This window comes from Actinosynnema sp. NPDC059797, assembly GCF_042732085.1.
Lineage (GTDB): Bacteria > Actinomycetota > Actinomycetes > Mycobacteriales > Pseudonocardiaceae > Actinosynnema.
In genome coordinates this window covers 19,561-36,385 of sequence record NZ_JBHWIE010000017.1, presented here as the reverse complement: position 1 = coordinate 36,385, position 16,825 = coordinate 19,561, and the positions used below count along the sequence as shown (strand labels likewise).

Sequence of the window (16,825 nt, the reverse complement as noted above, 5' to 3'; positions counted from 1 at the left end):
CTTGCGGTACATCCACACCCTCCGCTCATCCCCGGCAGCCACATCAGCCCGTAACAGCAGGACTTCGGCTTCCCCTGACAAGGTGACGCCTGGAGGGTTGACGGTGTTGCCCAGGATGCCGGATCGTTATCAGGGCGAAGTTCCCCCTGGACGAGGGCGCGCACACCTGCCCTGACCAGGCGATTGGGAGCCGCGCCGAGCGCTGTGCTAATGTTCTCCACGTCGGACGGAGCAAGACGGTCCGAGCGCCGCTAGCTCAACTGGCAGAGCAGCTGACTCTTAATCAGCGGGTTCGGGGTTCGAGTCCCTGGCGGCGCACAACACGCGAAGAGGGCCACCACTGGTGGCCCTCTTTATTTTGCGTCAGAGCACGCGTCGAGCAGAGCGGGCCTACTTCCCGGCGTGCTCAATCCCGCAAACGACTCGCTCGCGGTTCCCGTCGAGCGCGTTCGCAACTGCGGCTTCCGACCACGCGCTGCGAAGAAAGGGTGGACGGACCACCGACCGCCCCCAGAGAGGGCTGCGCACGTCCATACTCGGGTGCTGTCGACCGGCGAGAGGACGTGGACGGGATGGGTTCCGACGGTCCACGGCAGGACAACCGGTTCACCGCGGGAGCGCTCAACGAGGTGACGAGCGTCAACGGCAGCGTGGTGCAGACCGGATCGGTCACCGGCGGCGTTCATCTGCACCACGGGCGCGACGTCCGAATGCCGTCGACACCGCACCAGCTCCCGCCGCCGAACGGCCACTTCGTCGCCAGGGACGCCGAGTGCGCGAGGTTGGCGGACCTGGCCGCTCAGGCGTCGGTGGACGCACCGGTGCTCGTCGTGATCAGCGGCCCCAGCGGTGTCGGCAAGACCACGCTCGCGATAAACGCGCTGCAACGTCGCGGCGATATCTTCCCCAACGGGCAACTGTATGCGAATCTACGCCCATACGGCAATGACAAGGACGTAGACCCCGGCGAGGTGCTCGGACAGTTCTTGAGAGCACTCGGCATACCTCCCGAGAAAATTCCCGTTGAACTCAGCGAACAGCAATCGCTTTTTCGCACCGTCACCTCGCAGCGTTCGCTCCTCACCGTGCTCGACAACGCGTCCTCCGCCGGCCAGGTTCAGGCGCTGATGCCTTCCGGCGCCGGCATGACGGTGGCGACCAGCAGATCCCGCTTGGGCGCCCTGGCCGCGGCAGGCGGCCACTTCATCAACCTGGCTCCGCTCGATGAGGAGGGTTCGCTCGCCCTGCTCAGGAAGGCACTCGGCCCCGAACGGGTGGCCCGCGAGCCCCGGTCGGCGGCGGAACTGGCCGAACTCTGCCACGGCATGCCGCTCGCGCTGTGCGGCGCCTCGGCACGCCTCAGCAGCCGGCCCGAGCGTTCGATCGCCAAGGAGGTGTCCGAACTCCGCGACGAGCACCAGCGCCTGAGCAGGCTGTCGGTCGATCCCACGCTCTCGGTGCGGGCGTCTTTCGACCTTTCGTACCGCGAACAACCGCCGCCGGGAAGAAAGATCTACCGGTTGCTGAGCCTCCACCCCGGAACCCATTTCACTCCGGAGCTCGCGAGCGCCGCAGCCAGGTTCTCCCCCGAACAAACCGACAGGGCGCTCACATCACTGGTCAACGCGAACCTGCTCGAAAGCAGGGGTGACGACACGTACCGGTTCAACGACCTCATCAGGATCCACGCACGCGAGTGCTGTGAACGACGGATGAGAGAAGAGGACCGAACTGCCGCCTTCGAGCGCATCGTGGAGTGGTACGTGCACGCCGCCCGGGCCGCCGATCGCGCCATCACCCCTTACCGACCGACGACCCGCTACGCCGACCGTCACGATGTGGGCGCGCGCAGGACCTTCGACAGCCGGAAGGCCGCGCTGACCTGGCTGGACGAGGAACGCGGCAACCTGATGGCCGTCACGAGGAGTGCGCACTCCCGCGCCATGCCCGAAGCCACCTGGCACCTCTGCGACGCCCTGTGGTCGTTCTTCCTCTACCGCAGGCACTACCGCGATCGCCTGGAGATCGACTCGATGGGCGTCGAGAGCGCACGGGCATGGGGAAACCGCAGGGCGGAAGCGGACATGCTGAAACGCCGCGGCCGGCTCTTCGGCCTGATGGGCAGGTTCACCGGTGCTGTCGAGGACCTGGAGGAGGCGGTGTCGATCAACAGGTCGATCGGGAACCCCCGGGGCGAGGCCGACTCCCTAGCCGACCTCGGCCGGGTCCACCACGACCGGGGTCGGGCGGACGATGCCCGACGATGCCTGGAGCAGGCGCTCCGGCTCCACCTGGAGCGGGATCACTCCCGGGACGCAGCCGTCGTCCAGATCCACCTCGGTCTTGTGCTGCTCGACGACAACCGGCACGAGCGGGCGCTGGAAGAGCTGCGACAGGCGCACGCCACGATGCAGCGGCACTTCGACGCGGACCCGTACAACTACGCGAGGTCGTTGATCGCCCTCGGAAGGGTGTACGTCGGCACCGGCCTCTACGACGAGGCGCTCGACCACTTGACAGAAGGACTCCAGGTCATGCGGCAGTTCGGATCGGAGTACCGGCTCGCCGAGGTGTGGAGCTTGCTGGGGCAGGTCGCCGAGGCCAGGGGGCGGAGAACGGAGGCGGAAACGCACTACCGCGGAGCGCTGCAGATGTACCTGACGCTCGACGCGCGTGAGGCGCGTAGCGTGGAACAACGTCTTCACCGCCTCAGGGAGCTGGGAGGAACGACCGGTTGATCCCCGAAGGATGGCTTCGCGTCCCCATCGGACGTGATGCCCAGCGCTGGGTCACCCGCCGCCAGGAACGCACCGCCTTGGTCGTCGCGCATTCGGTCACCGCCCTGCAACGGCTGTTGGACGTGACCGCGCTGTTCGCCTCCGACCAGCGGGTGCAAACCGTGTTCACGCAAGCTCCCGCCGTGTTCACCGCAGGGGTGCGGCCGCTGCTGGAAAGCTTGCGGGTGGTCGTCATCCCCTGGCAGCAGGCGGTCGAGACGCGGTTCGACGTCGCGCTCGCATCCGGGTACACGGGCCTGGCCGACCTCCAAGCCCCGATCGTGACGCTGCCGCACGGAGCGGGCTACAACAAGTACGTGACCCGCGCATCGCGCGAAACCCGGTCCGCCCCCCTCGCGGTGTACGGCTTGAGCGAGCAGCACCTGGTCCGAGACGGACGCGTGGTCCCGAACACCCTGGTGCTGTCCCACGAGGCCGAGATCGACATGCTGAAGGAGCACTGCCCAGTGGCCCTGCCCACAGCGGTCGTAGCGGGTGACCCCTGTTTCGACCGCCTCGCACCGGGTGTCGCGCAGCGCGTCGAGTACCGACGCCGACTCGGTGTCGAAGACGGGCAGGAACTCCTGGTGGTGAGTTCGACCTGGGGTCCCGACTCGCTCTACGGCGCTTCGGGGCACGTGCTCGACCTGGCCGTGCGGGAGGCTTCGGCCAACGGCACCGCCGTCGTGCTGCTGCTGCACCCGAACGTCTGGTTCGGACACAGCCCTTGGCAGGTCGAGGCATGGTGCAGGCCATACCGCGAGGCGGGGTTGCACCTGGTGCCGCCGTTCGCGGATTGGCGTTCCCACCTGCTCTGCGCCGACCGGTTCATCGGTGACCACGGCTCGGTCTCGCTGTACGCCGCGGCTCTGGGGATCCCGCAGCTCCGCACCGAGTTCCCGCCGGAGGCGTTGGCGCCCGGTTCCGCGATGGAGATCCTGCACCGCACGGTTCCCGTCGTGCGGCCGGACGACCCGTTGAGCGAGCAATTCGCCGAGGTCGTCCGGGAGCGGTCGCCCCGGACGTCCGCCGTCGAGTTCATCACATCACGGCCCGGGGCGTCGGCGGCGGTGCTCCGAACGGTCATCTACGGGCACATGGCGCTCGACGAGCCGGACGGGCCGGCCCGGTTCGACCCTGTTCCCGCGCCGGCCGGCTGCTTCGCCCGCTGAACCGCCGCCATGCGGAACTCGTGTGCTGGGAAGCGGAAGCCACAAGCCGGTCGACCGGGGGCCTGGTACGAGGCTCGGCGCGTGGTGCGCAGGCGGTCGTCCGGGCGCGGGTGACCTCCCTACCGGGGCGGTCGGCCGCGCTGCTGCTCCGGATCTCGTACGAGCTGCCCGGACCCGCCCGCCCCGGTGCCGCGTCGTGCCGCCGGTGGCGGAGCCGCGCTGTCAGCCGAACGCCAGCGCGATCCGGCGGCGGGCCAGCAGCCTGGTCCGCCGCACGTCGCCGCCCACGTCCACGGCGCTGCGGTCCAGCCGGTCGTAGGACTTGGCCAGCAGCCAGTGGGCTGCGTCCGCGGCGATCAGGGTCAGCGGGGCGTGGCGGGCCAGCCGGTCGCGCGCCGTGGTCACGTCGCGCGTGACGAACGCCTTGCGCACCACCCCGCCGGCCAGCTCGTCGATCAGGAACACCATCGCGTGCGCGTTCTCCGCGAACCGGTACGCGCAGGTCAGGATCAGGTACCCGGCGTCGATCGAGCGGTCGCAGACCCACGCGTCGCCGACCTCCAGGGCCGGCCCGACGGGCGGCACGGCGTTGGCCGCCCACTCGCGCGGGCGCCCGGTCAGCACGGCGGCGAGCACGCGCAGCAGGGCGTGGTTGCGCCGGCTGGGCAGGGACACGGCGTGCTCGATCAGGCCCGCCCAGAACTCCTCGTCCGGCCTCGCGTCGGCGACCGCGCGGCTGACCACCAGCTCCAGCTCCAGCGGGTCGTCCAGGTCGGGGAGCGCGCGGCAGCGGCGCAGGACCGCCCGCTGCACCGGGGTCGGCCGCGTCCCCTGTGGACGGTGCACGACCGTCGCCTTCCTGCTCACGGCGCGAGGCTGGCACGACCGGGGCACTCGGGCGAGCAACGCGCACCGCGTGCGGCGACACCACACCCGAAAGGGGACAATCTGCGGTCGTGGACGACCTGCGCGGAGCGCTGTGGCGGGCCGCGACCAACCGTCGCGCCCGGTTGCCGCGCACCTCCTCCCTGCCCGCGACCGAGGTGGACGAGGCGGTGCGGGCGGTGCTCGGGCGCGCCTTCGAGCACCTGTGGGAGCACGGGTGGCTGCCTTACGACGTGTACGAGGTGGTCCGGCGGGAGGTGGACGAGCGCGCGCTGTCGTTCCTCGTCGACTCGCTCGCGCTGGAGGCCGCGCGGTACCCGGTGCTGCACCCGACGTGGCGGGAGCAGCTCGCGGAGATCGGCGCGGAGGTCTGGTGGGACGCCGGTGCGCCGCTGGTGGACGAGTGGGCGCGCAGGCACATCGAGCTGCGCGACGACGCCGTGGCCGCCGCCGTGGCGGTGCTGGGCGTGCTGGTGGGGCTGCCGGCCCTGCCGGTGATCGTGCCGAGGCCGGGCACGCCGCTGGCCGACCTCGACCACCACAACGTGGACCCCAAGGTGCTCAACCGGGTGCGCGGGCTGCTGGCCAAGGCCGAGTCGACGCCGTTCCCCGAGGAGGCCGAGGCGCTGTCGGCCAAGGCCCAGGAGCTGGTCACGCGGCACGCGCTGGAGCGGATGCCGGTCGAGGCGCCCACCACGACCTCGCGCAGGCTGTGGCTGGACAAGCGGTACTTCGACGGGAAGGCGCAGGTCGTGCACGTGGTGGCGGAGGCCAACCGGTGCCGCGCCGTGGTGTACGACCTGGGGTTCGTGGCGCTGGTCGGCGAGGAGCTGGACCTGGAGATCGTCGAGCTGCTGTCGGCGTCGCTGCTGGTGCAGGCGACGCGGGCGATGGTGGCCGCCGGCGAGCGGGCGGGCAAGGCGTCGGAGGAGCGGTCCCTGGCGTTCCGCAAGTCGTTCCTGCTGTCTTACGCGCACCGGATCGGGGAGCGGCTGCGCGCGGCCAACGAGGTGCCCGACGACGATCGGCTGCTGCCCGTGCTGGCGGAGCGGAAGAAGGCGGTGGACGAGTACTTCGGCGCGATGTTCACCCGCACCGTGGCGAAGACCACGTCCGTGCGCAGCGCCGCGGGCTGGGACGCGGGCCGCTCGGCCGCCGACCGGGCGAACCTGTCGCTGGGCTGATCCCCCGGCCTGCCCGAGCTGCGGTTCCCCGGGACTGTCGGTGCCCGTCCCTACCCTCTGCGTCATGACGACGGCACTGGACGTGCGCAGGGTGTTCAACGTGACGCAGGAGACGAGGTTGCGCTTCAACGGCTGGTACCGCGGGCGGGGCCGGGTGGTGGAGCAGGTGATGGCGCACGAGTCCGCCGCGGTCCTGCGGGTGACCGCCGACGAGGTCGAGGCCGCCTGCCGCAGCGCGCCCGCGCCCGGCGCCGCGGACTCGCCGGGCGTCCGGGACTGGCGGCCGGACTTCCCTTTCACCGTCGTGGCCCACCACGTCGTCGAGGCGCTGGGCCGATTACCCGACTGGCCGGCGTTCCGCGGTTTCTGCGAGGCGGACGAGCGGGCGCGGGCGATGCTGTGGACACCGGCGCGGGAGGTCATCGCCGAGGTGGGCGCCGAGGCGCGGGCCGCGCTGCGCGACCGCGTCGTGCGCGACTACCTGGCGTTCCTGCGCGACGCCTACGTGCTGGCGGTGCTGCGCGGGCACGGGCTGGACGTGCGCGTGCACCCGTTGGCGGCGGTCGTGTTCGAGGTCGACGCCTGGGTGGACCGGCTGGTGCTCAACCCGCGCGGCGGCCCGCAGCGGTCGGCCGACCTGCTGGCGCGCGCGATGCCGCCGTTCTTCTTCGCCGACCTCCGGATCACCCGGTCCGCCGACGTGGGCCCGGTGTCCCTGCCGGCGCGCGACCAGCTCGACCGGGCGGCGCGGAGGCTGCGGGACGGGTCGGGCCCGGGGTGAGCCATCATGGCCGGGTGCCGAAGCTGGAGACGACGGACGACGTCCGCGCCCGGATGAGCAAGCAGCGCTCGCGCGACACGGAGATCGAGGTGGCGCTGCGGCGCGAGCTGCACCGGCTCGGCCTGCGGTACCGGGTGCACCGGCGGCCGGTGCGCGCGGTGCGGCGCGAGGCCGACGTGGTGTTCGGGCCGGCCAAGGTCGCGGTGTTCGTCGACGGCTGCTTCTGGCACGGGTGCCCGGAGCACGGCACGTGGCCCAAGCGCAACGGCGAGTTCTGGCGCGCCAAGATCGAGGGCAACCGGGCCCGGGACGCCAACACCGACCGCGTGCTGGACGAGGCGGGCTGGCTCGCGGTGCGGGTGTGGGAGCACGAGGACCCGGTCGTGGCGGCGAGTCGGGTGCGGGACGCGGTGCTGGGCCGGCGGCGTCGGCTAGCCTGAGCCCCGTGCTGTCCATGATCGACCTGTTCGCCGGCTGTGGTGGCATGACCTCCGGCTTCGCGGCGGCGGGCGGCTACGCGCCGGTCATGGCGGTCGAGTGGGACCTGCACGCGGCGGCGACGTACGCGGCGAACTTCGGCGAGGACCACATCCGCTGGACCGACATCGCGTCCGTGCCGGACGGCGCGATCCCCCGGGCCGACGTGATCGTGGGCGGGCCGCCGTGCCAGGGGTTCTCCAACCTGGGCTCCCGGGACGTCAACGACCCGCGCAACTCGCTGTGGCGCGAGTACCTGCGGTTCGTGCGGCGGGCCGAGCCCTCGGTGTTCGTGATCGAGAACGTCGACCGGTTCCTGTCCTCCACCGAGTTCGCGCTGCTCCAGGCCGAGACCGAGGGCTACGAGCTGAGCGCGGGCATCCTGCTGGCCGCGGACTTCGGCGTGCCCCAGCGCCGCCGCCGGGCCATCGTGATCGGCTCGCGGATCGGGCGGATCCCGCTGCCCGAGCCGACCCACCCGCGACACCGCTGGCACACCGTGCGCGACGTGCTGAGCGGCCTGCCCGAGAAGCCGCTCACCACGGCGCTGCCGAGGTGCGAGGTCGAGTTCTTCGGCCGCACCCTGCCCGGCCGCTTCAAGAGCCCGGACCTGCACATCGGCCGCAACCCCACGCCGCTGTCGGTGCTGCGCTACCGCCTGGTCCCACCCGGCGGGGGGCGGTTCGACCTGCCGCCGGAGCTGCTGCCGCGGTGCTGGCGGGAGAAGAAGACCGGCACCACCGACGTGATGGGCCGGATGCGGTGGGACGAGCCGTCGCTGACCATCCGCACCGAGTTCTACAAGCCGGAGAAGGGCCGCTACCTGCACCCGCAGTGGGAGCCGGGCGAGGACGGCCACCGCGTGGACCGGCCGATCACCCACCTGGAAGCGGCCCGGCTCCAGTCCTTCCCGGACCACTTCGAGTGGTGCGGCTCCAAGATCGAGGTGGCCAGGCAGATCGGCAACGCCGTGCCCCCGCTGCTGGCGAGGGCCATCGCCGAGCACCTCAAGCCGTACCTGACCGGCGCCCCGGCGGCGGCCCCGACCTGTCCCCTGTGCCCCTGACCTGCCAGGACGCCCGCACTTCCACAAATTGTCAGACCCCCGGTCTACCGTCATCACCATGACGACGACCACGTACGAGAACACCACCCGCATCGGTTCGACGACCTACCGCCTGGCGGCCACCGCAGACCCGGAGCTGGTGGTGGAGCTGACCGGCACCGACACCTCCGGCGCGCTGGTGGCCGAGGGCTCCCTGCGCCTGCCCGCCGACGCCGGGACCAGGCTGGGCAGGCTCCTGGGCCAGGTCCTGGACGCGCTGGGCAGGCTGAGCGCCCCACCGCCCAGCTCACCGGGCCACCGCCCGGCCAACGCCAACCAACCGTGGACCGCGGAACTGGACGACGCCCTGCGCGCCGAGTGGCTGGCCGCCGAGGAGGGCAGCCCGAGCACCGACCTGATCCGGGCCGTGGCCCGCCGCCTGGAGCGTTCGCCCACCTCGATCAGGTCGCGCCTGGCCAGGGTCGGCTGCGACCCGGACGTGCCCGGTCGCGCCCTCTCCGGAGGGGGCGCCGAGGTGTTCGGGGTTCAGGGTCCGGATCAGGGGCGGGTCAGGGGCAAACCCGATTCGGGAGGGGAGGGGGTGGGGTGATGCTCGAGGTGAACGCGTAGGCGGGGGAAAGGACCTCTCGTGGAGATCACCGGGCTCATCTCGGCACTGGTCATCGGCCTGATCGTCGGTGGCCTCGGCAGGCTGGTCGTGCCGGGCAAGCAGCACCTCTCGATGTTGATGACGCTCCTGGTCGGCGTGGCGGCGGCCCTGCTGGGCACCTTCGCCGCGTCGGTGCTCGGGGTGGCGGACACCTCGGGCCCCGACTGGCTGGAACTGGCGCTCCAGGTGGGCCTGGCCGGTGTCGGCGTGACGACCCTGGCACGGTCGAAGTCCCGCCAGTACCACTGATCACTGACCGACTCCCGACCGCACCGCCGGCACCACCGGTGTCACCGGCACCGCCGGCACCACCGGTCTTCCCGGTCCGATCCCGGGCAGACCGGCGATGTCGGTGACGCCGCATAGAGTCGGCCCTCGTGTTGGTGCTGCACAGCCTGGGTGCTGTCGACGGTCGGGTGGCCCTGTGGGCCGAGGACTCGCGGCTGCCCGCCCGGGTCACGGGGCGGCTGCCACGAGCGGCGGTCCCACACCCGTTCGCCATCGGCGGCGCGGAACTGCGCGCGCTGCTCGGCGGCACCGACGACCCTGGTGCCAACGGCCCCAGTTCCAGCGCCGGTACCTGGACCTGGTCCGGCCCCGAACCAGCACCGAGAACCGCAGTCGGGACCAGGGCTGGGGTCGAGGCCGCAGCCGAGGCCGGGACTGGGACCGGGGCCGCAGCCGAGGCCAGGGCTGGGGCTGGGACCGGGGCCGCAGCCGGGACTGGGGTCGGAGCCGGGGCCGGGGCCGGGGCAACGGTCGCGGTGGAGTCCGAGGCCGCGGTGGGAACCGCGGTCGAGGACGGGTTCGGGGTCGGGAGTGGCGGGACCGAAGCCGGAGAGGTGGGTGAGCTGCGGGTCTGGTTGCCTTCCTCGGCTTCCGGCCCGGTGCCCTCACCCGAGTTGGCACGGGAGCAACCGCCCCGACGCGGCGCCCTCCGGTGGCGGGAGTGGGTGGTCCCGGTCCTCTGGTGGGACGGGGCCGTGCCGGGTCGGCCGGCGGACTGCCGGCTCGCGGCCTCCGCCAAGTTCCTGACCGAGGCGGTGGATTTCGGCCTGGACCTGGTGCGGCGCGGACGAGTGCTGCCGGTGCTCGACGACGACCGGTCCGCTCGGTGGCGGGCGGCCCTGTCCGGGGTCGACTCGTTGCGCCACGCCGAACTCCGGGCGACCATGCCCGCCTCGTTCCGCGCCGCCGCGGGCGGAGTCGTGGCCGGGAACGGTGTCGAGGGCGACGGCGGGTTGCTGACCCTCGTGCTCGACCGGCTCGTCGACCGAGAGGTTCGGCGTTTGCTCGCCAACCCCACCACCAACCCCGCTGCCGGCACCGCCACCGACCACACCACCGCACCCACCAACGGCCTCACCACCGACGGCACCGCCAGCCCCACCAGCCACACCGCCGACCGCACCACCAGCCACACCGCCGCCCCTACCCCCAGCCTCACCACCGCCCCCACCGTCAACCCGCGCGAGGACGGCGTGGTCGGGCGATGGCTGGCCGCGTTGGCGGGTGATCCCCGGGTCGAGGGGGCTGCCGGTGAGGTGGCCGGGTTGCGCCGACTGCTGGACACCTGGGCCGCGCGCGGGTTGCGGGAGAGTCCGGTTCGGACCTGCTTCCGGCTCGTCTCGCCCGACCAGGGCGGGTTCCTCACCGAGCAGTGGCGGGTCGAGTTCGTGCTCCAGGCCGTTGACGAGCCGAGCGTCCAGGTGTCGGCCCAGCAGTTGTGGCGCCGGGGTGACGCGGCGTTGAGGAGGTGGGTCGATCGGCCGGACGAGGTGCTGCTCGGTGATCTCGGCCGGGCCAGTCGGCTCTACCCCGCGCTGGACCGCGCCCTGGCGGCCAAGCGGCCCGTCGAGCTGGAGCTGGACGTCGAGGGCGCCTACGACTTCCTGACGCACGCGGGGTTGTTGGCGCAGGCCGGGTTCGGGGTGCTGCTGCCCTCCTGGTGGCGGCAGCCGAGCCGGCTCGGGCTCACCCTCGAGGTGACCAGCCGCGGCACGGCGGGGACCGTCGCCAAGGAGAGCGAACTCGGGCTGAAGGTGCTCGTCGACTACCGGTGGGAGCTGTCGCTCGGCGACGAGCGGTTGACCGAGGCCGAGTTGACCGCGCTCGCCAAGGCCAAGGTGCCGCTGGTCCGGGTGCGCGGCCAGTGGGTGCACGTCGACCGCAAGCGGCTCGCCGCGGGCCTCGCGTTCCTCGGGCGCGGCGGCGGGCGGATGACGGCCGCCCAGGTGCTGCTGCACTCCGGCCTGCACCCGGACGACGCGGCGCTGCCGTTGCCGCTCAACGGGGTCAGGGCCACCGGCTGGCTCGGCGACCTGCTGTCCGGCGAGGCGGAGCAGCGGCTGGAACCGGTGGAGCACCCGCCGGGGCTGGTCGGGGAGCTGCGGCCGTACCAGCGGCGCGGGTTGGCGTGGCTCGCGTTCCTGGACCGGCTGGGGCTCGGGGCGTGCCTGGCCGACGACATGGGGCTGGGCAAGACCGTGCAGCTGCTGGCGCTGGAGGCGCACAACCGCCGGCACGGCGACCGCCCGCCGACGCTGCTGGTGTGCCCGATGTCGGTGGTCGGCAACTGGCAGCGGGAGGCCGCGCGGTTCACCCCCGGCCTGCGGGTCCGCGTCCACCACGGCGCGGGGCGGGCGCTCGACACCGACTGCGACCTGGTGGTCACCACCTACGCGGTCGTCGCGCGGGACGCGGACCAACTCGCCCGCGTGGAGTGGGACCGGGTGGTGCTCGACGAGGCGCAGAACATCAAGAACAGCGCGACGCGGCAGTCCAGGGCGGTGCGGGCGCTGCCCGCGCGGCACCGCGTGGCGCTGACCGGCACGCCGGTGGAGAACCGGCTGGCGGAGCTGTGGTCGATCATGGACTTCGCCAACCCCGGCGTGCTGGGCTCGCTCAGCACGTTCCGCGCCCGCTTCGCCGTGCCCGTCGAGCGGCACCACGACGAGGACGCGGCGCTGCGGCTGCGCCGGATCACCGGCCCGTTCGTGCTGCGCCGGCTCAAGACCGACCCGCGGGTCATCACCGACCTGCCGGACAAGATCGAGGTCACGCAGCTGTGCACGCTGACCGCCGAGCAGGCGTCGCTGTACCAGGCGGTGGTGGACGACATGTTCGCGCGGATCGCCGAGGTGCGCGGCATCCAGCGCCGCGGCGTGGTGCTGGGCACGATGTCCAAGCTCAAGCAGGTCTGCAACCACCCCGCCCAGCTGCTCGGCGACTCCTCGCGCGTCGCGGGCCGCTCGGGGAAGCTGGCGCGCCTGGAGGAGGTCCTGGAGGAGGCGCTGGCGGACGGCGACAAGGCGCTGTGCTTCACCCAGTTCACCGAGTTCGGCGCCCTCGTCGCGCCGCACCTGGCCGCGCGGTTCGACACCGAGGTGCTGTTCCTGCACGGCGGCACCCCGAAGAAGGCGCGGGACGAGATGGTCCGGCGGTTCCAGGAGGAGGGCGGGCCGTCGGTGTTCGTGCTGTCGCTGAAGGCCGGCGGCACGGGGCTGAACCTCACCGCCGCCAACCACGTCATCCACCTGGACCGCTGGTGGAACCCCGCCGTGGAGGACCAGGCCACCGACCGGGCGTTCCGCATCGGGCAGCGCAACCACGTGCAGGTGCGCAAGTTCGTGTGCGTCGGCACGCTGGAGGAGCGGATCGACCGGATGATCGAGGAGAAGCGGGGCCTGGCGCAGCTCGTGGTCGGCGCGGGCGAGGACTGGCTGACCGAGTTGTCGACCGGCGAGCTGCGCGAGCTGCTCGCCCTGTCCGGGGAGGCCGTCGGTGGTTGACCGCACGATCTACTGGCACGGCGAGCGCCCGCCGTCGCGGCCCATCCGGGTCGAGGGCGGGCTGACGCTGCGCAGCAAGCGCGGCGAGGTGGCGCGCACCTGGTGGTCGCGCCGGTTCGTGGAGGTGCTGGAGTCGTTCGGCATGGGCGGGCGGCTCGTCCGGGGGCGCGCCTACGCGCGGACCGGGCAGGTGATGAGCCTGTCGCTGTCGACGAGCCTGGTCGTGGCGCTGGTGATGGGGTCGCGCGCGGAGCCGTACCGGGCGCGGATCGGGGTGCGGAAGTTCGACGAGGACGAGTGGGCGCGCATCGAGCACCGCCTGGCGGACCGGGCCGTCTTCGCGGCGAAGCTGCTCGCGGGCGAGATGCCGGCCGAGATCGAGGACGTGTTCGCCGAACTCGGCCTGTCGTTGTTCCCGGACACCCTGCGCGAGCTGTCGATGGACTGCACGTGCCCGGACTGGGAGGTGCCGTGCAAGCACCTCGCCGCGGCCTGCTACCTGCTGGCCGAGTCGTTCGACCGCGACCCGTTCGAGATCCTGGCCTGGCGCGGCCGGTCGCGGGAGGATCTGCTCGACCGGCTGCGCGAGCTGCGGGCCCCCATGCGCCCCGACGCGCACGACGACCACGACCACGGCACCGGACGCGAACCGGGTGAGGCAGGTGCTCCAGGCGGGTCGGGAGAGGACGCCGCGCCCCCGTCCCGGGAGGACCCGTTCGAGTCGTTCTGGACCCGGCCGAAACCGCACGCGGCGGTGCCGGACATCCCCGAGCCGATGCCCGGACGGCCGGACGCGCTGCTCGACCAGCTCGACCCCCTGGTGATGGCGGGCCGGTCGGTCACGGACGAGCTGCGCCCGCTCTACCGGTCGATCGCCAAGCCGTAGCGAACGTCAAGCCGTAGCGAACACCGGGCGCCAGCCAACACCGGACCGCTGCCGACCCACCGCCCGCGCACGACCGGCGGGTTCACCGTGCCGGACCGGACGACACGCGATGCCCGAGTGGACGACACGCGATGCCGGAGTGGAGGACACGCGGTGTCCGGGTGGAGGACACGCGGTCAGCCGCCGGCTACCGAGGGGAGGATGTGGACCTCGGCGCCGGGGGCCAGCTCGGTGTCCGGGCCGGCCAGGCGGCGGCACTCCTCGCCGTCCACGAAGAAGTTCACGTAGCGGCGCAGGGCCGACCGCTCGTCGCGCAGGCGGCGGTCCAGCAGCGGGTACCGGGCCGCCAGGTGGTCGAGCAGGCCGCCCAGGGTGGCGGGCTCGGCCAGGTCGACCTCCAACCTGGACTCGTCGCCCGCCACCTGGCGCAGCTGGCCGGGGATGAGGACCACCACCCGCACGGCCTCACACCTCCGCCGCGCGCACGCACACCACGTCCGGCAGGTGCGCGGCGACCTGCCGCCACGTGTCGCCCTCGTCGGTGCTGGCGTACACCTCGCCCGACCGCGACCCGAAGTAGACGCCGGCGGGCGTGGCGGTGTCGGTGCACATGGCGTCGCGCATCACCCCCGTCCAGAACCCGTCCGGCAGCCCGGTGCGCAGCGCCTCCCAGGACGCGCCCGCGTCGACCGAGCGGTACACCGCGCACCGGCCGCCGGGCGGGAAGCGGTCGCCGTCGGCGGCCAGCGGGAAGTTGTAGACGACCTCGGGCCGGTGCGGGTGGACCGCCATCGCGAACCCGAAGTCCGACGGCAGCCCGTCCGCGATGGACGTCCACGTCCCGCCCTCGTCGTCCGACCGGTAGACGCCGTGGTGGTTCTGGAGGAACAGCCGGTCCGGCACGTCCGGGTGCCGCACGACCTTGTGCACGCACTGGCCGAACTCGGGGTACGGGTCGGGCAGGAAGTACGCCTTGATGCCGGTGTTGCCGGCCTGCCACGAGCGGCCGCCGTCGGACGTCCGGTACACGCCGCCGGTCGACATGGCCACGGTCAGCCGTCGCGGGTCGCTGGGGTGCGGCAGGACCGTGTGGACCGCCTGCCCGCCGAAGCCCGCGTCCCACCGCGGCCGGTGCGGGTGCTCCCAGAGGCCCTCGACCAGCGAGTAGGTCCGGCCGCCGTCCTCGGAGCGGAACAGCGCCGACGGCTGCGTGCCCGCGTAGACGACCTCCGGGTCGGGCGTCAGGGCGAGCTGCCACACGCGCTCCAGCGACGCCTCGGCCGGGAACGCGATGGGCGCCCGGTCCGGCTCCTGCCAGGACGCGCCCAGGTCGTCGCTGGTGACCACGGTGGGCCCGAAGTGGGAGCTGCTCGTGCCCGCGATCAGGCGCCGCCGACGCGGGTCGACGGCCACCGCGTACACCTCGGTCATCGGGTGGTGCGGGCCGTCCAGCGCCCACGTGACCCTGTCCTCGCTGGTCGCGAGCCACAGTCCTTTCCGGGTGCCGATCGCGAGCAGGTGCATGGCGTCCCTCCTGGTTGTGACGTGGGGCACGCTACGCCGGGGGTGTGACAATTTCGCGCGGACGCGGAATGGGCACCCGAGCACTTCTCGCGGACGACACCGATTGTCGTCCAGCGTCTTGACTGGTGGTGCGCGCTCGGTGTTTCGTCGCTCACCAGGCGACAACACCGGAGGAGAACCGCGCATGACCGCGTCCAAGGCACTGCGGGCCCTGCGCGAGGCGCTCGTGCTGGAACACCTGGAATCGGAGAACGAGCACGAGTTCGACAGCGCGATCGGGGCGTTCGACCACCCGCGCTGCGAGATCGTGTCGACGGGCCAGGTCTTCGAAGGCAGGGAGGAGTTCGCCGGGTATTACGCGCACGTCCGGACGGCCCTCCCCGACCGGCGCAGCAGGCTGGTGGAGCTGCACCACGCCGACGGCGCCGTGATCGTGGAACTGGAGCTGGAGGGCACCCACGTGGGCAGCCTGGGTGGCGAGGAGCCGACCGGCCTGCCGTTCCGGGTGCGGGCCACCGCGTTCTTCGTCTTCGACGGCGCGCGGTTGGTGGGCAAGCGGGTCTACGGCGACCAGCTCGGCCCCGCGCCCGCGCTGGCGGGCTGAACCGGCGGGTAACCGGAGCCGAGGACCTGGGGCCGGCGAGCCCGGAGCCGCAGGCCCGGAGGTCGGCGGGTGCCCAGGGCCGGAGACCCGGAGGCCGGCGGGGCCCGGAGCCGGCGGCCACCGGCCCGGCGGGACGAGACGGGCCGCCACCCCCGGCGAGGGGGGTGACGGCCCGCGGAAAGCCCCGGATCAGGTGATCCGGTCAGGTCAGACCGGTCGAACCGCCTGCGCCTGCGGGCCCTTCTGGCCCTGCCCGATCTCGAACTCCACCCGCTGGTTCTCTTCCAGGGTGCGGTAGCCGGTGCTCTGGATCTCCGAGTAGTGCACGAACACGTCGGCGCCACCGTTGTCCGGGGAGATGAAGCCGAAGCCCTTCTCCGCGTTGAACCACTTGACGGTGCCCTGAACTGCCATCTTGCTACTTCTCCTCTAACAGGTGCCGGATCGCGCTTGCGACCACCGGGTCCGCTGGGGCCCCGGCCCCTCCTGGCGAGGAGTGTTCGGCGCCCGCAACTCCGTTCCGCGAGCGTGGTGGATCACGAACACAGAAAGGTACGACCGCTGACAGTCAACCACGGGATACCGCCGGCAGTCGAGCGCCAGAACGCGGCGAGTCGCACTGCTACCGTGAAACGAGACGGTGACCACAGGGGGTCTTGACATGCCGGAACCGGTTCTGCTGTCCATCGCCGCGCTGCTGGCCACGCGGGCCGTCTCGGGGCTGTACGAGCTGGTCCGGGCCAGGTTCGCGGACGACCAGGTGGCGACCGCGGCCCTCACCGCGGCCGAGGGGGCGGCCGAGGACTCGCCGCAGGTCCGCGCCCTGGGCGACGTGCTGGAACGCGCGGTGGTCGCCGACCCGGGCTTCGGCGACGAGCTGCGGCGCGCGCACGCGGAGGCGGTCCGGGAGGGCCGGGTCAACCAGACCGGCCGGGTGACCAACTCCATCTCCGGCACCGTCCACGGCAACGTGCTCCAGGCCGGCGACATCCAGGGCGGCGTCAGCTTCAAGTAGCCCCGGCGGGTGAA

General features: G+C 72.5%; 16 protein-coding genes and 1 tRNA gene. 13 read left to right on the top strand and 4 right to left on the bottom strand.

Translation table 11 applies throughout. The features are described 5' to 3' along the window. The first annotated feature begins 245 nt into the window (after window positions 1-245). The 3 genes from ACFV4N_RS08060 to ACFV4N_RS08050 all read left to right on the top strand — a co-directional run bounded on the left by ACFV4N_RS08060 (window position 246) and on the right by ACFV4N_RS08050 (window position 3,949). A tRNA-Lys gene (locus ACFV4N_RS08060) sits at window positions 246-318 on the top strand. Between the two features lie 254 nt (window positions 319-572). Continuing rightward, the gene (locus ACFV4N_RS08055; protein WP_499671747.1) at window positions 573-2,738 is read left to right on the top strand and encodes an ATP-binding protein; all 2,166 of its coding nucleotides are present in this window, start codon (window positions 573-575) and stop codon (window positions 2,736-2,738) included. Window positions 2,739-2,815: 77 nt separating this feature from the next. Continuing rightward, window positions 2,816-3,949 (top strand): hypothetical protein, encoded by a 1,134-nt coding sequence (locus tag ACFV4N_RS08050; RefSeq protein ID WP_499671746.1) that lies wholly within the window; start codon window positions 2,816-2,818, stop codon window positions 3,947-3,949. Window positions 3,950-4,171: 222 nt separating this feature from the next. Here the strand turns inward: ACFV4N_RS08050 and ACFV4N_RS08045 are convergent, their stop codons facing one another. Then, window positions 4,172-4,816 carry a hypothetical protein gene (locus ACFV4N_RS08045; RefSeq protein WP_499671745.1) on the bottom strand — a complete coding sequence of 215 codons (645 nt, stop codon included), beginning with the start codon at window positions 4,814-4,816 and terminating at the stop codon, window positions 4,172-4,174. A gap of 89 nt (window positions 4,817-4,905) precedes the next feature. Here ACFV4N_RS08045 and ACFV4N_RS08040 point away from each other — a divergent pair, with 89 nt between their 5' ends. The 8 genes from ACFV4N_RS08040 to ACFV4N_RS08005 all read left to right on the top strand — a co-directional run bounded on the left by ACFV4N_RS08040 (window position 4,906) and on the right by ACFV4N_RS08005 (window position 13,668). Then, entirely contained in the window at window positions 4,906-6,018 is a 1,113-nt protein-coding gene (locus tag ACFV4N_RS08040; RefSeq protein WP_499671744.1) for a DUF2786 domain-containing protein, read from the top strand. Between the two features lie 64 nt (window positions 6,019-6,082). Next, window positions 6,083-6,799, top strand: a complete 717-nt coding sequence (locus ACFV4N_RS08035; RefSeq protein WP_499671743.1) for a hypothetical protein — start codon at window positions 6,083-6,085, stop codon at window positions 6,797-6,799. A gap of 53 nt (window positions 6,800-6,852) precedes the next feature. Beyond that, the gene (locus tag ACFV4N_RS08030; protein ID WP_499671776.1) at window positions 6,853-7,239 is read left to right on the top strand and encodes a very short patch repair endonuclease; all 387 of its coding nucleotides are present in this window, start codon (window positions 6,853-6,855) and stop codon (window positions 7,237-7,239) included. A 14-nt stretch (window positions 7,240-7,253) separates the two neighbouring features. After that, window positions 7,254-8,342, top strand: coding sequence for a DNA cytosine methyltransferase (locus ACFV4N_RS08025; RefSeq protein ID WP_499671775.1), 1,089 nt, complete (start codon window positions 7,254-7,256; stop codon window positions 8,340-8,342). A 58-nt stretch (window positions 8,343-8,400) separates the two neighbouring features. Then, on the top strand, window positions 8,401-8,931 hold the full coding sequence (locus tag ACFV4N_RS08020) for a hypothetical protein (protein ID WP_499671742.1): 531 nt from the start codon (window positions 8,401-8,403) through the stop codon (window positions 8,929-8,931). Window positions 8,932-8,970: 39 nt separating this feature from the next. After that, the gene (locus ACFV4N_RS08015; RefSeq protein ID WP_499671741.1) at window positions 8,971-9,240 is read left to right on the top strand and encodes a GlsB/YeaQ/YmgE family stress response membrane protein; all 270 of its coding nucleotides are present in this window, start codon (window positions 8,971-8,973) and stop codon (window positions 9,238-9,240) included. 704 nt (window positions 9,241-9,944) lie between these two features. Next, a complete protein-coding gene (locus ACFV4N_RS08010) occupies window positions 9,945-12,782 on the top strand; it encodes a DEAD/DEAH box helicase (protein WP_499671740.1) in 2,838 nt (945 codons plus the stop codon). After that, window positions 12,775-13,668 carry an SWIM zinc finger family protein gene (locus tag ACFV4N_RS08005; RefSeq protein WP_499671739.1) on the top strand — a complete coding sequence of 298 codons (894 nt, stop codon included), beginning with the start codon at window positions 12,775-12,777 and terminating at the stop codon, window positions 13,666-13,668. Before ACFV4N_RS08010 ends, ACFV4N_RS08005 begins: the two co-directional genes overlap by 8 nt. 176 nt (window positions 13,669-13,844) lie before the next feature. Here ACFV4N_RS08005 and ACFV4N_RS08000 read toward each other — a convergent pair whose 3' ends face one another. Further along, window positions 13,845-14,129 (bottom strand): MoaD/ThiS family protein, encoded by a 285-nt coding sequence (locus ACFV4N_RS08000; protein WP_499671738.1) that lies wholly within the window; start codon window positions 14,127-14,129, stop codon window positions 13,845-13,847. 4 nt (window positions 14,130-14,133) lie between these two features. Then, on the bottom strand, window positions 14,134-15,192 hold the full coding sequence (locus tag ACFV4N_RS07995; RefSeq protein WP_499671737.1) for a WD40/YVTN/BNR-like repeat-containing protein: 1,059 nt from the start codon (window positions 15,190-15,192) through the stop codon (window positions 14,134-14,136). Between the two features lie 184 nt (window positions 15,193-15,376). On the opposite strand from ACFV4N_RS07995, the gene ACFV4N_RS07990 reads away from it, so the two are divergent. Next, window positions 15,377-15,796, top strand: coding sequence for an ester cyclase (locus ACFV4N_RS07990; protein ID WP_499671736.1), 420 nt, complete (start codon window positions 15,377-15,379; stop codon window positions 15,794-15,796). Window positions 15,797-16,003: 207 nt separating this feature from the next. Here ACFV4N_RS07990 and ACFV4N_RS07985 read toward each other — a convergent pair whose 3' ends face one another. Beyond that, window positions 16,004-16,210 (bottom strand): cold-shock protein, encoded by a 207-nt coding sequence (locus ACFV4N_RS07985; protein ID WP_343937724.1) that lies wholly within the window; start codon window positions 16,208-16,210, stop codon window positions 16,004-16,006. Between the two features lie 247 nt (window positions 16,211-16,457). On the opposite strand from ACFV4N_RS07985, the gene ACFV4N_RS07980 reads away from it, so the two are divergent. Then, complete coding sequence (locus tag ACFV4N_RS07980; protein WP_499671735.1) at window positions 16,458-16,811, top strand: hypothetical protein; 354 nt, start codon at window positions 16,458-16,460, stop codon at window positions 16,809-16,811. The last annotated feature ends 14 nt before the right edge of the window (window positions 16,812-16,825 follow it).

Coding starts and splice junctions, on each gene's coding strand:
- ACFV4N_RS08055 (WP_499671747.1), top strand. CDS start 573: ATGGGTTCCGACGGTCCACGGCAGGACAACCGGTTCACCGCGGGAGCG.
- ACFV4N_RS08035 (WP_499671743.1), top strand. CDS start 6,083: ATGACGACGGCACTGGACGTGCGCAGGGTGTTCAACGTGACGCAGGAG.
- ACFV4N_RS08030 (WP_499671776.1), top strand. CDS start 6,853: ATGAGCAAGCAGCGCTCGCGCGACACGGAGATCGAGGTGGCGCTGCGG.
- ACFV4N_RS08025 (WP_499671775.1), top strand. CDS start 7,254: ATGATCGACCTGTTCGCCGGCTGTGGTGGCATGACCTCCGGCTTCGCG.
- ACFV4N_RS08020 (WP_499671742.1), top strand. CDS start 8,401: ATGACGACGACCACGTACGAGAACACCACCCGCATCGGTTCGACGACC.
- ACFV4N_RS07995 (WP_499671737.1), bottom strand. CDS start 15,192: ATGCACCTGCTCGCGATCGGCACCCGGAAAGGACTGTGGCTCGCGACC.
- ACFV4N_RS07990 (WP_499671736.1), top strand. CDS start 15,377: ATGACCGCGTCCAAGGCACTGCGGGCCCTGCGCGAGGCGCTCGTGCTG.
- ACFV4N_RS07985 (WP_343937724.1), bottom strand. CDS start 16,210: ATGGCAGTTCAGGGCACCGTCAAGTGGTTCAACGCGGAGAAGGGCTTC.
- ACFV4N_RS07980 (WP_499671735.1), top strand. CDS start 16,458: ATGCCGGAACCGGTTCTGCTGTCCATCGCCGCGCTGCTGGCCACGCGG.